The organism is Enterococcus italicus, from assembly GCF_023743875.1.
GTDB classification, from domain to species: domain Bacteria; phylum Bacillota; class Bacilli; order Lactobacillales; family Enterococcaceae; genus Enterococcus_G; species Enterococcus_G italicus.
This window is the reverse complement of sequence record NZ_JAMRVB010000001.1, coordinates 1,206,635-1,221,503: the sequence shown is the minus strand read 5'-3', so window position 1 is coordinate 1,221,503 and position 14,869 is coordinate 1,206,635. Positions and strand designations below refer to the sequence as shown.

General features: G+C 41.5%; 10 protein-coding genes. 8 read left to right on the top strand and 2 right to left on the bottom strand.

The features are described from left to right. Positions 1-151: 151 nt before the first annotated feature. Genes NE257_RS05875 through cydC form a run of 4 tightly spaced genes read left to right on the top strand, consistent with a single transcriptional unit; the run spans position 152 to position 6,044 of the window. Positions 152-1,573 carry a cytochrome ubiquinol oxidase subunit I gene (locus NE257_RS05875; RefSeq protein WP_251851778.1) on the top strand — a complete coding sequence of 474 codons (1,422 nt, stop codon included), beginning with the start codon at positions 152-154 and terminating at the stop codon, positions 1,571-1,573. After that, the gene (gene cydB / locus NE257_RS05870; RefSeq protein ID WP_251851777.1) at positions 1,573-2,583 is read left to right on the top strand and encodes a cytochrome d ubiquinol oxidase subunit II; all 1,011 of its coding nucleotides are present in this window, start codon (positions 1,573-1,575) and stop codon (positions 2,581-2,583) included. The genes NE257_RS05875 and cydB overlap by 1 nt, the downstream gene beginning before the upstream one ends. A gap of 1 nt (position 2,584) precedes the next feature. Then, positions 2,585-4,309 (top strand): thiol reductant ABC exporter subunit CydD, encoded by a 1,725-nt coding sequence (cydD, locus tag NE257_RS05865; protein WP_007207990.1) that lies wholly within the window; start codon positions 2,585-2,587, stop codon positions 4,307-4,309. Further along, positions 4,302-6,044 carry a thiol reductant ABC exporter subunit CydC gene (gene cydC / locus NE257_RS05860; RefSeq protein ID WP_251885983.1) on the top strand — a complete coding sequence of 581 codons (1,743 nt, stop codon included), beginning with the start codon at positions 4,302-4,304 and terminating at the stop codon, positions 6,042-6,044. The genes cydD and cydC overlap by 8 nt, the downstream gene beginning before the upstream one ends. Before the next feature lie 263 nt (positions 6,045-6,307). Here the strand turns inward: cydC and NE257_RS05855 are convergent, their stop codons facing one another. Continuing rightward, on the bottom strand, positions 6,308-7,288 hold the full coding sequence (locus NE257_RS05855; protein ID WP_251851776.1) for a polyprenyl synthetase family protein: 981 nt from the start codon (positions 7,286-7,288) through the stop codon (positions 6,308-6,310). A 100-nt stretch (positions 7,289-7,388) separates the two neighbouring features. Between NE257_RS05855 and NE257_RS05850 the strand changes: the two genes are divergently transcribed. The 3 genes from NE257_RS05850 to NE257_RS05840 all read left to right on the top strand — a co-directional run bounded on the left by NE257_RS05850 (position 7,389) and on the right by NE257_RS05840 (position 12,121). Then, positions 7,389-8,297 (top strand): prenyltransferase, encoded by a 909-nt coding sequence (locus NE257_RS05850; RefSeq protein WP_007207993.1) that lies wholly within the window; start codon positions 7,389-7,391, stop codon positions 8,295-8,297. Between the two features lie 19 nt (positions 8,298-8,316). Beyond that, complete coding sequence (locus tag NE257_RS05845) at positions 8,317-9,528, top strand: NAD(P)/FAD-dependent oxidoreductase (RefSeq protein WP_040366420.1); 1,212 nt, start codon at positions 8,317-8,319, stop codon at positions 9,526-9,528. A gap of 148 nt (positions 9,529-9,676) precedes the next feature. Continuing rightward, positions 9,677-12,121, top strand: coding sequence for a heavy metal translocating P-type ATPase (locus NE257_RS05840; RefSeq protein WP_276532305.1), 2,445 nt, complete (start codon positions 9,677-9,679; stop codon positions 12,119-12,121). Positions 12,122-12,447: 326 nt separating this feature from the next. Here NE257_RS05840 and NE257_RS05835 read toward each other — a convergent pair whose 3' ends face one another. Further along, positions 12,448-14,253 (bottom strand): M3 family oligoendopeptidase, encoded by a 1,806-nt coding sequence (locus NE257_RS05835; protein WP_251885982.1) that lies wholly within the window; start codon positions 14,251-14,253, stop codon positions 12,448-12,450. A 103-nt stretch (positions 14,254-14,356) separates the two neighbouring features. Here NE257_RS05835 and NE257_RS05830 point away from each other — a divergent pair, with 103 nt between their 5' ends. Continuing rightward, positions 14,357-14,860, top strand: a complete 504-nt coding sequence (locus NE257_RS05830; RefSeq protein WP_251885981.1) for a VanZ family protein — start codon at positions 14,357-14,359, stop codon at positions 14,858-14,860. Positions 14,861-14,869: the final 9 nt, after the last annotated feature.

Sequence of the window (14,869 nt, the reverse complement as noted above, 5' to 3'; positions counted from 1 at the left end):
ATTTGAAAATCGCCTATTATAAATAGAGAGTAAGTTTCAAAAGAGGTTAGGTCATTTCACTGCTGTATTCGTGAAAAATGCCACTTAAAAGGATTGTTGGTTGCAAGTTTTTATCGTACATTGTGTACAAAGTTGATTGGAGGAATTAGAAATGGATATTGTTACATTAGCTCGAATCCAATTTGCTATGACAACCGTGTTTCACTATTTCTTCGTCCCATTTTCGATTGGGATGGCGTTTGTTGTTGCAATTATGGAAACTCTTTATGTAACGAAAAAAGACGAAGTGTATAAAAAGATGACCAAGTTTTGGGCTCAAATCTTATTATTAAGTTTCGCAGTTGGTGTCGTAACAGGTATTATTCAAGAGTTCCAATTCGGTATGAACTGGTCAGATTACTCTCGTTTTGTAGGTGACATCTTTGGTGCACCGCTAGCAGTAGAAGCGTTATTAGCATTCTTTTTAGAATCAACCTTTTTAGGGTTATGGATGTTTACTTGGGATCGGGTGAAACCAAGCGTCCATGCATTATTCATTTGGTTAGTTGGCTTTGGTTCAGTCATGTCAGCCTTTTGGATTTTGGTTGCCAATAGTTTTATGCAACATCCGACTGGGTATACGCTAAATAATGGCCGGGCAGAAATGACTGACTTCGGCGCAATTTTAAAAAATCCCCAAGTGTGGTATGAATTTTCTCACGTCATTGCGGGTGCTATTGTCACTGGTGGGATTGTAGTTGCGGGGTTATCTGCATTCAAGCTACTTAAAAAGCATCAATTAAGTGAAATGACACAAACCATCTACAAAAAAACGATGCGTGTCGGTTTATGGGTGACACTTGTTGCTTCGGCTTCGGTATTATTTGCAGGAGACCTACAAATGAAAGCATTGGTTGAAGACCAACCAATGAAATTCGCTGCAACGGAAGGCCTATATGAAAACTCAGGAGATCCAGCCGCTTGGACAGTGGTCGCTTGGGCAAATGAAGCGAAAAAAGAACGCGTATTTGGGGTTGAAATTCCATATATGCTAAGTATTTTATCTTATAACGCTCCAGAAGGCGCTGTTAAAGGGATGAACGAAATCAATGAAGAATTAACAGCTAAATATGGTGAAGGAAATTACTACCCACCTGTCAATACCTTGTTCTGGAGTTTCCGTATAATGGCTGGTTTTGGTACGTTGATGCTGATTACAGCGATTGTTGGCTTAATTATGACGCGTAAGAATAAGCAAGCACTATTTGAGAAAAAATGGCTACTATGGATTTTTGGATTTATGACTTTTTCACCATTCCTTGCAAACACATCAGGTTGGTTAATCACTGAGCTTGGTCGTTATCCATGGACTGTATATGGTCTTTTCAAGATTGAAGATAGTGTCTCACCAAATGTATCAGTCACTTCATTGTTAATCTCGAATATTATTTATTTCTTATTATTTACAGGATTAGGTGCGGTGATGGTGTATCTTGTTATTCGTGAATTGAAGAAAGGTCCTGAGTATGTGGATCATCAACACGAAGAAGATAGCAAGCCGTCAATCGACCCATTCGATGGAGGTGCATTCTAATGTCTGGTTTACAATTAATGTGGTTTGTCTTGATTGGTGTTTTATTTTCTGGCTTTTTCTTCTTAGAAGGATTCGACTTTGGTGTCGGCATGTCCGTACAGACACTTGCGCACAATGAAAAAGAAAAAGATCAAATCATCAATACCATCGGACCTGTCTGGGATGGAAATGAAGTATGGCTATTGACTGCTGGAGGTGCGATGTTCGCATCGTTCCCATATTGGTATGCCTCTTTATTCAGTGGTTACTACTTAATCTTGTTTATTATTTTGTTTGGCTTAATTATCCGTGGGGTTTCATTTGAATTCCGCCACAAAGTCCCAGAAAAGAATAAAAATTTCTGGAACTGGACATTGAGCATTGGAAGCTTTATCGTGCCATTTTTCTTTGGCTTATTGTTTATTAGTTTGGTACAAGGAATGCCAATTGATGCGGACGGCAATATGACAGCGACCTTTACTGATTATGTGAATGTCTTTTCTGTAGTTGGTGGGGTGGCGTTGACATTACTTTGCTACTTACATGGATTAAATTATATTTCCTTGAAGACAGAAGGACCGGTCAGAGAGCATGCCCGTAACTACGCAAAATTATTGTATTATGTTTTGTATGTGGGATTAGTTTTATTCGCGGTCTTGATGTATTTCCAAACAGACTTCTTTGCAAAAAATGCAGTGCTAACAACTGTCTTAGTCGTAGCAATTGTGCTGCTAACAATTTTTGCAAATGTTTCAGTCTTTAAAGAAAAAGAACTCGCTGCCTTTTTAGCGAGTGGGTTAACATTGGTTGTTTTGGTCGTCTTATTATTTACTGGACTATTCCCACGTGTGATGATTAGTTCATTAGGTAGTCAATTTGATATTTTAATTAAAGATGCTTCTTCTACACCGTATACTTTGAAACTTATGACGTATATTTCCTTTACGTTGTTGCCATTTGTTTTAGCTTATACAGCGTGGGCATATTATGTATTTAGACGACGTGTGACTTTAGATGTGAAAGGATACTAGAATGGTTGATAAAGCGATTATGCGCTTGCCGAACATTCAAAAAATAATGGGGGTGCTTGCAGGATATGCTATCTTGCAAGCCCTCTTTATAATCGGGCAAGCTTACACCTTAGCAACAGTCATTACGAATCTTTGGGAAGGTCAGGGTCTATCTTCTCAGCTAGCGATGGTAGGACTATTTTTTCTTAGTTATAGTGCGCGCCATGGTGTGACATTTTTAAGAGATAAGTTACTAGATACCTATGCACAAAAACAGGCCCAAGAGTTACGAAGTCAATTATTGGCGAAGCTCTTTCGTTTAGGGCCGGTGGTTGTCCAAGAGCAAGGAACGGGAAATATGATTACGATGGCCTTGGAAGGAATTTCGCAAGTAGAAAATTACATTCATCTCATTTTGGCTAAAATGATGAATATGATGATTGTTCCTTGGCTTATTTTAGCGGTCATCTTTTTACTTGATTGGGAATCTGGCGTGACGTTGCTTTTGATTTTTCCGTTGATTATTATCTTTATGATTATACTTGGCTACGCAGCACAGGCTAAAGCTGATCGCCAGTACAAGGCGTTTCAATTGTTGTCCAATCATTTTATCGATTCACTGCGAGGAATCGATACGTTAAAAGTTTTTGGCTTAAGCAAACGATATGGCCGCAGTATCTATAATACGAGCGAGGCGTTTCGTAAAGCGACCATGAGCACATTACGGATTGGGATTCTTTCGACGTTTGCGTTGGATTTCTTTACGACGCTTTCGGTAGCAATCGTTGCGGTATTATTAGGGTTGCGATTGATAAAGCAGGAAGTCTTTTTATTTCCAGCCTTAACGGTCTTGATTTTGTCGCCAGAATATTTTCTACCAGTACGTGACTTTTCGAGTGATTACCATGCGACACTTGACGGTAAAAATGCGATGACAGCGGTCCGTGAAGTATTGGAGCTACCTGAGCGAGAAGAGCAACAAAAAGCTTTGCCAAAATGGACCAGCACCACGTCATTAATGCTTGAGCAAATGAGCTTTTCTTATGACGGTCATACTGAGACGATTCAACCGTTTGATTTTGCAACGACGGGATTCAAAAAAATCGGTGTGATTGGGATGAGTGGCTCTGGTAAGTCGACATTCATCAGTGGGTTAAGTGGCTTTCTCACTCCGCATAGTGGCGCTATTCAGGTGGCGGACCAATCGTTGACTTCGTTTGCCCAAACAGATTGGCAAAAACAAATGAGCTACATTCCACAAAGCCCGTATCTCTTCCAACTAACTTTGCGTGAAAATATTGCGTTTTATACGCCTGAAGCGACAGAGGCTGAGATTTTAGAAGCAATCGAAGTAGTAGGGCTCAATGAATTAGTCGCTGAGCTTCCAGAAGGCATCGATACGCCGATTGGTCAAGGAGCGCGAGCGCTAAGTGGGGGACAAGCACAGCGGATTGCATTGGCTCGAGCATTTTTAGATAAAGAAAGAAAAATCTTGCTCTTTGATGAGCCGACTGCGCATTTAGATATCGAAACGGAAGTGGAAATCAAGGAGCGCATGCTGCCATTGATGGAAAATAGGCTGGTCTTTTTCGCGACGCACCGCTTGCACTGGATGCACCAAATGGATCTGATTTTGGTTATTGAGCAAGGCAAAATTGTCGAGCAAGGGACCTTTGCTGAGTTGACTGCTAAGCAAGGACATTTTTATGATTTAACGAAACAAATGAGGAGGGAAGCCGATGTTTAAAATCCCACTTTTTCAATCGCTAAAGCATGATCAATGGGTCAAACCATTTTTACATCACTACAAGCGAGTCTTGTATTTGGCTCTTTTTCTAGGGTTTATGACCTTTTTCTGTGCGGGTGCGTTGATGTTTACGTCTGGTTATTTGATTAGTCGCTCGGCATCTTTACCCGAGAATATTTTGATGATATACATTCCAATCGTGTTGACGCGAGCATTTGGGATTGGTAGACCGGTCTTTCGTTATGTGGAGCGCTTAACCAGTCATAATTGGGTCTTGAAAATGACATCTAAGTTGCGCTTACAACTTTATAATACTCTAGAAAAAGATGCGATTTTCTTTAAACGGACCTATCGGATGGGGGACATCTTGGGCTTGTTGGCTGAAGATATTAATCATATTCAAAATCTTTATTTACGGACCATTTTTCCGACGATTATCGCGTGGGTTTTGTATTGTTTCGTAGTGATTGGGCTAGGATTTGTTTCGCTGTGGTTTGCCTTGATGATGCTGGTCCTTTTTTTAGGGTTGGTGGTCGTCTTTCCATTAGTCTCAGTGTTACGCAATGGTGCAAGACAAGAACGAGAAAAGCAAGTGAAAAATGCACTATATGTAGACTTGACGGATAATGTGATGGGTGTCTCTGACTGGATCTTCAGTCAACGATCACAGGAATATGTCGATACTTATTTAGCCAACGAGCAAGAACTTTACGATGTGCAAAATGAGTTACGTCAATTTAACCGTCGACGAAATTTTCTTTTCCAGCTGTATATTGGGTTGATGGCGGTTAGTTTGATTCTTTGGACGAGTCAGCGCTTTGTTGGCAATCATGGGGGTGCGGCCAATTGGATTGCGGCCTTTGTCTTGAGCCTTTTTCCACTGATTGATGCCTTTGCCGTGTTGCCAGATGCAGCACAAGAAACCAATGTGTACAAAGATTCTCTCGATCGTTTAAATGCACTGAATGGCAAAGACCAGCCCGAACCAAAAAAAGTAATGGTTGATTCGACAGATATTCATCTTAGTGATGTCTCATTTCACTATGAAAATGAAACCAAAGTCGTGTTAAATCAACTAAACTTAACCATTCCACAAGGACAACACGTGGCGATTTTGGGTCGAAGCGGCTCCGGTAAAAGTACATTGGCGACGTTGATTCGTGGTGATTTGACCCCTACTGCTGGTTCTTTGACATTAGGTGGCGTTTTGACGAGTTCGTTTGGTGATCAGATGGCCCAATACATTGGGGTGATTCAGCAAACACCGTATCTTTTTCACACGACGATTTTAAATAATTTACGTATTGGAAATGAAGACGCATCTGTCGAAGAAGTCTGGCACGTGCTTGAACGAGTAGGCTTGAAAGAATTGGTTCAGCGCTTACCGGATGGGTTGCAGACAATGGTCGATGAAGCGGGCTTGCGTTTTTCTGGAGGCGAGCGTCATCGGATGGCATTGGCACGGATTTTGTTACAAGATACGCCGATTGTCCTATTAGATGAGCCGACTGTTGGTCTGGATCCGATTACCGAACAAGCGTTAATTGAAACCTTTTTTGATGAGTTGGCAGAAAAGACAGTCATTTGGGTGACGCATCATTTGCAAGGGATTGATCAGATGGAGCGGGTCATTTTTATCGAAGATGGTCAAATTGAGTTATCCGGTAGTCCAGCCGAATTAGCTGCGACAAATACACGTTACCAACGATTAAAAGCAATCGATGAAGGACGCTAATAGAGGTTGTGACTAAAGCGATTAGATCCGAGCAATACGTTCAGAAATGCCAAAATTGATTTTCAATTTTGCGGATTTTTGACGTAATGTCGAGGGATCTGCTTTAGACACACCGTTTAAATAGAGGTTGTGACTAAAGCGATTAGATCCGAGCAATACGTTCAGAAATTGTTGAGTAATTAACTATAAAAGGGCCAGGAAATCCGAAGTGTTAAACTTCTGGATTTCCTGGCCCTTTTGTAGTTAATTGTCTTAGCTTCTTTTTAATGATTTCGTTTTAGTAATTGTTTGGTTAGGCGCTCTAATTGCTCACGTGCTGCACCTGCAGGTAATTCTTGAATGCCAGCCAATGCTTTTTCGGTATAAGATCGAGCGAAGGCTTTTGCTTGTTCGACGCCTTGGTAATGAACGACTAAAGCGGCGACTTCTTTGGCCTCAGATTCGGTTAAGTTTGCTCGTTTTTCTAAGAGTGGTGCAAAGGCAGCCGGATTCTTGGTTTTTGCTAATAGCAAGGGGATGGTGTAGACACCTTGCGTCAAGTCTTCTAAGACTGGTTTTTGTAAGATTGCTTCGTCAGCAGTGTAGTCCAAGATATCATCATAAGCTTGAAAGGCAATCCCGATATTTCGGCCAATTTCACCGGCTAAGGCTTCAATCTGCGGAGAGGTCTTGCCAAAATGGGCGCCCTCGAGGCAAGCGAGCCAGAAGAGTTCTGCTGTTTTGCCATTGACGCTTAGCAGGTAGTCATCAATTGTTTGATCGACATTGTAGCGTAAGTTCATTTGATCTAGCTCACCTAATAGCAAACCTTTCATCGCTTGGGCATTTGTCGCCATGAAAGGAGAGCCGTTCATCACATCAATCAGGACTTCAAAAAACAAAGTGAACAATAAATCGCCGGTATAAACAGCGATATCTTTGCCATAATGAGCTTGAACAGTCAGTGTCCCGCGGCGTAGCGGTGAATCATCTATAATATCATCGTGTATGAGTGTCGCCATATGGAGCAACTCAATCGAAGAAGCTACTTTGATCAATTCTTCTTCATTTTGTTTTTTTGGATCACCAAGTTCAGCAAATAAAAAGAAAAAGGCAGGTCGTAAATACTTGCCACCAGCTTGACTGAATTCAACCAAAGCATCTTGAATGTCTTTGTTGCGTACAGTCAGCTGTTTTTCTAAAAATGAGCATACGACTTGGAGTTTGTTTTGAATCGTGGGATAATCGTTCCAGTGTGAATGCATAATACAGCCCTTTCGATAGTCAGAGTCACATAGACACATTTTACCCTATTTTCTATCGAATTGGCTAATTTTATGCAAGTTTCTTGGAAAGGAGGATGTTATGTCACTAAAAGTTTTTTTAGAGCTTGTGGAGTTTAAAGCGAAGACTGCGAGCGTATTGCCGTTTTTGATAGGTATTTGCTATAGTTGGTATCAATTTCAGTCCATTCATTTAGGATTTGTTCTTATGTTTTTTATTGCAATGTTTTTATTTAATATGGCTGTAGATATTTTAGATAACTATAATGATTACCATCATGCGACAAGTGTGCATGATTATAAAGAAAAGACCAATATCATTGGCCGAGAAAATCTTTCACTGCGACTGGTGTTTTGGTTAATGATCGGTATGATTGTCGTATCGGCGACGATGGGGATTTTACTGGCGACTGTGGTTGGTTGGCCGCTGCTATGGATGGGCCTTTTCTGTTATTTTGTGGGTATTTTTTATTCGTCTGGTCCTAAGCCACTTTCGAGCATGCCAGTTGGTGAATTTTTCTCAGGTTTTACAATGGGCTTTATGATTACGCTCATCTGTGTTTATTTGAACACGTACCAAGCATTTTATTGGAATTTTTCACAAATTTTCAGTATCTTTATAATTGCATTGCCTAATACATTATGGATTGCAAATCTAATGTTAGCGAATAACACGTGTGACTTGGAAGAAGACGAAAAAAACAAACGGTTCACATTGGTGCATTACCTAGGTAGAAAGCGAGCTTTGGTTTTGTTTGTGAGTAATAATGTTTTAGCTTTTATTGCTATTTTTGGTGCGGTGTTGCTAGATTTGGCGCCTTATACAGTGCTTTTGACCTGTTTAGTCGTGCCATTTGTCTGGAAGCAAACAAAGCTGTACCTCGCAAAGCAAATAAAGAAAGAAACGTTCATTTGTGCGGTTCGGATTTTGGCAGTTGGCTCATTTGTACAAGTAATAACATATGCATTAGGAATAATGATTGATTTTTAGAAGAAAGAAGGAACGAATCGTGAAAGAAGTTACGATTTTGGGTGCTGGCTATGCCGGTTTGCGTGCATTACGAGCATTACAGGAAAAACAAGGGTCGTTTCATATTACATTGGTGGATCAAAATGATTACCACTACGAAGCGACTTGTCTGCATGAAGTAGCCGCAGGAACACAACCAAAGGAAAAAATTACGTTTCCAATTAAAGACGTAGTGAAAGGTTCTACGACATTTATTCAAGATTGCGTGCAAGCAATCGACACTGAAAAACAAGAAATTACGTTGGCCAACAATGCTCCTTTGCATTATGATTACTTGATTGTTTCACTAGGATTCCGTTCTGAAACATTTGGTATTCCAGGTGCAAAAGAAGATGCCTTGCAAATGGTAAACATCGAAACAGCAGAAAAAATTCATCAACATATTTTAGCGATGATGGCAAAATACAAAGAAACCAAAGATAAAAATTATTTGAAATTAGTTGTCTGTGGCGCTGGTTTTACTGGGATTGAATTGGTCGGTTCTTTAGTAGAAGCTCGTCCACGTTATGCCAAAATTGCAGGTGTTCAACCAGAAGAAATCGAAATCTATTGTGTCGAAGCTGCACCTAGCATTTTACCAATGTTTAATGACGACTTAACAAACTACTGCTTGAGCTACCTAGATAAATGGCAAGTAAAACTAATGACTGGTAAAGCAATCAAAGCAATCAAACCAAACACTGTTGTCTACCAAGATGGAAAAGAAGACACTGACTTGGCTGAATTGCAAGCAGCGACGATCATTTGGACTACTGGGGTTAGTGGTAGTGAAGTCATCACTAAATCTGGTTTCTCTGAACGTCGTGGCCGTGTAATGGTCAACGAAGATTTGACCGATCCAAATCATGCCAATGTCTACCTAATTGGTGACGTGTCTGCAGTGATGGATAAAGAATCAAATCGTCCTTATCCAACAACTGCACAAATCGCGACAAAAATGGGTGCGCACGCGGGTGAAAATATCTTGCGTCAATTAGCTGGTCAGGCACCAACACCATTTACGTATCAATCACAAGGTTCTGTGGCATCTATTGGAAACACGCATGCTTTTGGGGTAGTAGGTAAAGGCAGCAAGCCAATGAAAGGTTACCCAGCATCAGTCGTGAAGAAGATGATTGAAAACAAATCATTACTTGAATTAGGTGGGTTTAAAGAAGTCATGGCGAAAGGCCGTTTTGACTTGTACCATTAAGCAATAGCCAAAGTCTTAGTATCAGCACTCAGCGATGAGTAGCTGTTACTAGGGCTTTTTTTTGTGGAATGATGCAAGAAATTATCGTTGACAAATGTAAACACAAGTAATAAAGTGAAAGTAGCAAATAGGATAGGAAGGGATCGAAATGAAAGAGACGTTAGCGATAGAAGGCATGACGTGTGCTTCATGTGCACAAACAGTCGAAAAAGCAGTCAAAAAAGTTTCCGGCGTGAATGAAGCTTCCGTAAATTTGGCGACTGAAAAACTACAAGTAGCATTTGATGAAACGCAAACGACTATTCCTGCAATTGAACAAGCTGTCAAACAAGCGGGATATGGCGTACAACATACACAGGAAAAAGAAACCTTTGCGATAGAAGGGATGACGTGTGCTTCTTGTGTGCAGACAGTCGAAAAAGCAGTCAGTAAATTAACTGGTGTAGCAGCAGCGCCGGTGAATCTGGCGACGGAAAAAATGACCGTCACCTTCGACCAAAATCAAGTGACCACCCAAGCAATTATTGCAGCGGTAAAGGCAGCTGGGTATGATGCCAAACTGGCAACAGGCGAAGATTCCGCAAAGGATAGTAAAGAAGCTCATACGCAAGCCATGTGGCATCGATTTATCGGTTCGGCAGTCTTTACCATTCCACTATTATACATGGCGATGGCGGAGATGATTGGCTTGCCACTGCCTTCATTTTTAAGCCACGCGGGTCATCCAGTAGCTTTTGCAACGGTACAGTTGCTCCTATGCGTGCCGGTATTAGTATTGGGTCGCTCATTCTTTTACACAGGCTTTAAAACATTAGCAAAAGGACATCCGAATATGGATTCATTGGTCGCATTGGGTACGAGTGCTGCCTTTCTCTATAGCTTATATGGGACAATCGAGGTCATCATGGGTAGTCACCAGTATGCGATGAATTTGTATTACGAATCAGCAGCGGTCATTTTGACCTTGATTACATTAGGAAAATATTTTGAAGCAGTCTCAAAAGGGAAAACATCGGCTGCCATGCAATCACTGCTGAACTTAGCACCGAAAAAAGCCAGTGTGGTAAAAAATGGTACGGTACAAGAAATCCCAGTCGATCAGGTCGAATTAGATGATTTGATTGTCGTGCGTCCAGGCGAAAAAATCCCAGTCGACGGAGTGATTGTCGAAGGTGTATCAAGTGTCGATGAATCGATGCTGACAGGAGAGAGTCTGCCTGTTGAGAAGACAGTGGGCGATGAAGTAGTCGGTGCTAGCTTAAATAAGCACGGAAGCTTTCGATTTCGTGCCACGAAGGTCGGCAATGACACCGCACTGGCTCAGATTGTCAAACTAGTGGAAGAGGCGCAAGGATCAAAAGCACCGATTGCTAAATTAGCAGACAAAGTTGCGGGCGTCTTTGTGCCGATTGTCATTGCTTTGGCACTGGTATCTGGTGGTCTTTGGTTGTTCTTTGGTCAAGAGTCTTGGGTATTTGCTTTGACGATTACCATCTCAGTCTTGGTCATTGCTTGTCCATGCGCATTAGGCTTGGCGACGCCGACAGCGATTATGGTAGGGACAGGTAAAGGGGCTGAAAATGGCATCTTAATCAAAAGTGGGGATGCGTTAGAAATGACGCAAAAAATCCAAACAGTTGTGTTAGATAAAACAGGAACGATCACAGAAGGTAAGCCCGTAGTGACAGATGTATATGGGTACAATAACTGGCAAGAAGCAGACATTTTACAATATGCGGCGACAGCTGAAGAACTATCGGAACACCCTCTCGGTCAAGCAATTGTCGATGAAGCAAAGAAGCGTACGATTGCTGTCCTTACAGCGGAACAATTTACAGCAATCCCTGGTTTTGGGTTACGAGCTGTAGTTGACGGCAAGCTGCTATTTTTAGGCAATGAAGCCTTGATGAACCAACAAGCGATTGACGCTGATGTGGCCAAAGCAGCGGCACAAGGACTAGCGCAAGACGGCAAGACGCTGATGTTTTTAGCAGTCGATGGCCAATTAGTGGGTGTGATTGCCGTTGCCGATACGGTCAAAAAACATAGTCGCCAAGCCATTCAGCAATTACAAGCGCGTGGGGTCGAAGTCGTGATGTTGACAGGGGACAATCGACAAACAGCTCAAGCAATCGCTCAACAAGTAGGAATTAGTCGCGTACTAAGTGAAGTATTACCTGAAGACAAAGCCAATGAAATAAAAAAAATCCAACAAGAACACAAACGCGTGGCGATGGTCGGCGATGGCATTAATGATGCGCCGGCACTGGTGCAAGCCGATATCGGTATGGCGATTGGATCAGGGACAGACGTTGCCATTGAATCGGCCGATATTGTCCTTATGAAGAGTGAGCTACTCGACGTGGAAAAAGCCATTCACTTAAGCCAAGCAACCATGAAAAATATCCGCGAAAATCTATTCTGGGCCTTTGCTTACAATGTCTTAGGAATTCCAGTTGCGATGGGTGTGTTGCATGTATTCGGTGGACCACTATTAAATCCAATGATTGCCGGTGCAGCGATGAGCTTTAGTTCAGTATCAGTCGTTTTAAATGCATTACGCTTAAAACGATTACGACTAAATAGAGGTTGAATCAAAAGCGGTTAGCTCCGAGCGATAAGCTCAGAACTCTCGAAAATTGATTTTAAATTTTTGAGAATTCTGACTTATGGTCGAGAGAGCTGCTTTTGTACCACCGTAAATAGAGGCTGAATCAAAAGCGGTTAGCTCCGAGCAATAAGCTCAGAATTTTCGAAAATTGATTTTAAATTTTAGAGAAATTCTGACTTATGGTCGAGAGAGCTGCTTTTGCATCACCGTAAATAGAGGTTGAATCAAAAGCGGTTAACCACAAACAAAAGACCAGAACATCCAAATCGGATATTCTGGTCTATTTACGTATAGTTGCACACTACAGTCTAGTGTACGAATTCTTCTGTTATTTCAAGGAAAGTAGTAATATCGGCTAATACCATATCAATACCTGCTTGCCAAAAATCAGGCTGGGTCAAATCAACACCCAAATGTTTTTCGGCTAACTCTTCTGTCGTCATTGAAGCTGTATCACGCAAGAGTGCGATGTAATCATCTTCAAAGCTTGCGCCTTTTTGAGATGCATACGCATAAATGCCCATGCTAAACAAGTAACCAAATGTATATGGGAAGTTGTAAAACGGAATGTCATCAATGAAAAAGTGCAACTTAGCAGCCCAAAAATGAGGATGATAAGAAGCCAATTGATCAAGGTAACTTTCTTTTTGCGCAGCGAGCATCATGTCAGTGATTTGTTGCGGAGAGACTAGACCTTTTTGACGAGCAGTGTAGAAGTTATTTTCAAAAATAAAACGAGCGTGAATATTTAGAAACATCGCGACAGCATTTTGCATTTTTGTATCAAGTAAGTTGATTTTTTCTTCGACTGTTTGTGCTTCTTTCAAGGTCGCGTCGGCAACGATTAATTCCGCAAAGGTGCTTGCTGTTTCGGCAACGTTCATGGCATAGTCTTGATTCATACTAGGTAAGTCCCAAAGTACGCTACTATGGAAAGCGTGACCTAGCTCATGTGCAAGGGTCGCTACTTCATTAACTGAGTTGCTATAGGTCATAAAAATACGAGATTCTTTTGATTCTGGTAGACCCGTACAGTAGCCACCAGGACGCTTGCCAGGACGGTCTTCTGCTTCAATCCATGCTTTTTCAAAAGCCATTTGCGCGAAGTCTGCCATTTTTGGACTAAATGAGGCAAAGTTTTTGGTAATAAAGTCCGCCGCTTGATCAAATGAATACGTCTTTTCTTCCATATCCCCCAGAATAATAGGGGCATCTTGGTCTTGCCAAGGCATTTTTTCTTTGCCAAATAGTTGTGCTTTACGTGTTAAAAAGTCCATCATTGGTTGTTTGTTTTTTGCAATGGTCGCCCACATTGTATCAAGAGTTTCTTTTTTAAGTCGATTGTATTCTAATGGCTCTTTTAAGTAATCCGTGACACCGTGTAGTCGTTGTGTCGCAATTCGGAAGCCATCTAGATGATTGAGCGTATCGGCAAAGAGCGCTTCTTTTTCACCCCAAGCTTGCTCCCAAGCAGTGAACAATGTTTGGCGCACATCTGCATCAGGATCGCCCATCATTTTGTTAAAGGCTTGGCCAGCTGATAAGGTAATTGTTTTGCCTTCTTTATCAGTGAAAGGAATCGCAATTGTAGCGACCAACGTATCGTAGTGTTCACTCCAAGCATTCAAGCCGTCTAGAGCAAGCGTGTGAATAATATTTTCTTCTGATTCAGCTAACAATTCTTTTCCATCACGGCGAATTTCGCTTAAACGAAAAGCAACGGGTGCTAATGCTGAAGACTGCATTAATATTGCCCAATCGGCATCAGAAATGGTCGTTAATTTTTTTGAAAAGATGGTCGCAGCTAATTGAAAAACAGGGCGCTTGGCAGCTAGTTCACCCATTAATAATTTCGCTTCTTGGTCATTGACGTTACTAGAAAGCAAGGCAGTAATAAAGCTACCGCATTGGCCAAAGCCATTGGTACATTTTTCTGCAAGTTGCAAAATAGTCGCTAATTCTTCCGGTTGTTTTACTGAGGGGGTCCATGCTTCTATGGCGCGATGGTATTCAGCAATCTCCGTCGATAGTTGTGATAAACGAGTCTTTAGGGTCTCAGATTGGCTTCCACCAGGGAAGATGCTTTCTAAGTCCCAATTTATTGCATAAGTCATTGTGTTCATTCCTCCTTCTTTTCCTAGTATAGCATAGCTTTTCATGTTGGTTTGAAATGAAATCAGAAAATGGTAAGATAGAACAGGATAGGAGTGGCAGTAGATGAAACAATGGCAAAAAGATGGACGCTTATACTTAGCAATCGCGTTTGCAGTGATGGCGATATTGTTTTATAGTTCTTCGCAAACGTATGCACAGCAATCACAAATCGGATTGCTAGAGCGCGTGTTAAAGAATCAACCTTTTTTGGATAAATTGCAGACAATCTCGTTTGTCTATGCGGGCAAAGAGATTAGTATTGCAGCAGATGGCTACTTCTCGTTTGTGGAATTTTTCGTACGAAAAGGTGCGCATTTTGGCACGTATTTGGTGATGGGAGGTAGTTTGTTTTTAGGACTGCTACCGAGAATGAAGTCTTATCCGCTGACAGCGGTAGTGGCTTGGTTAGCAGCGGTCGGATATGCTGGTTTGGATGAATTCCATCAGATGATCACTGGTGGACGCACACCACTCTTTCAAGATGTTATGTTAGATGCTTCAGGAGCAGGCACGGCCATTATTCTTTGTATGATTTGGTCATTCATTCGAAAAAGAAGAACTTTTTAGGAGGAATAC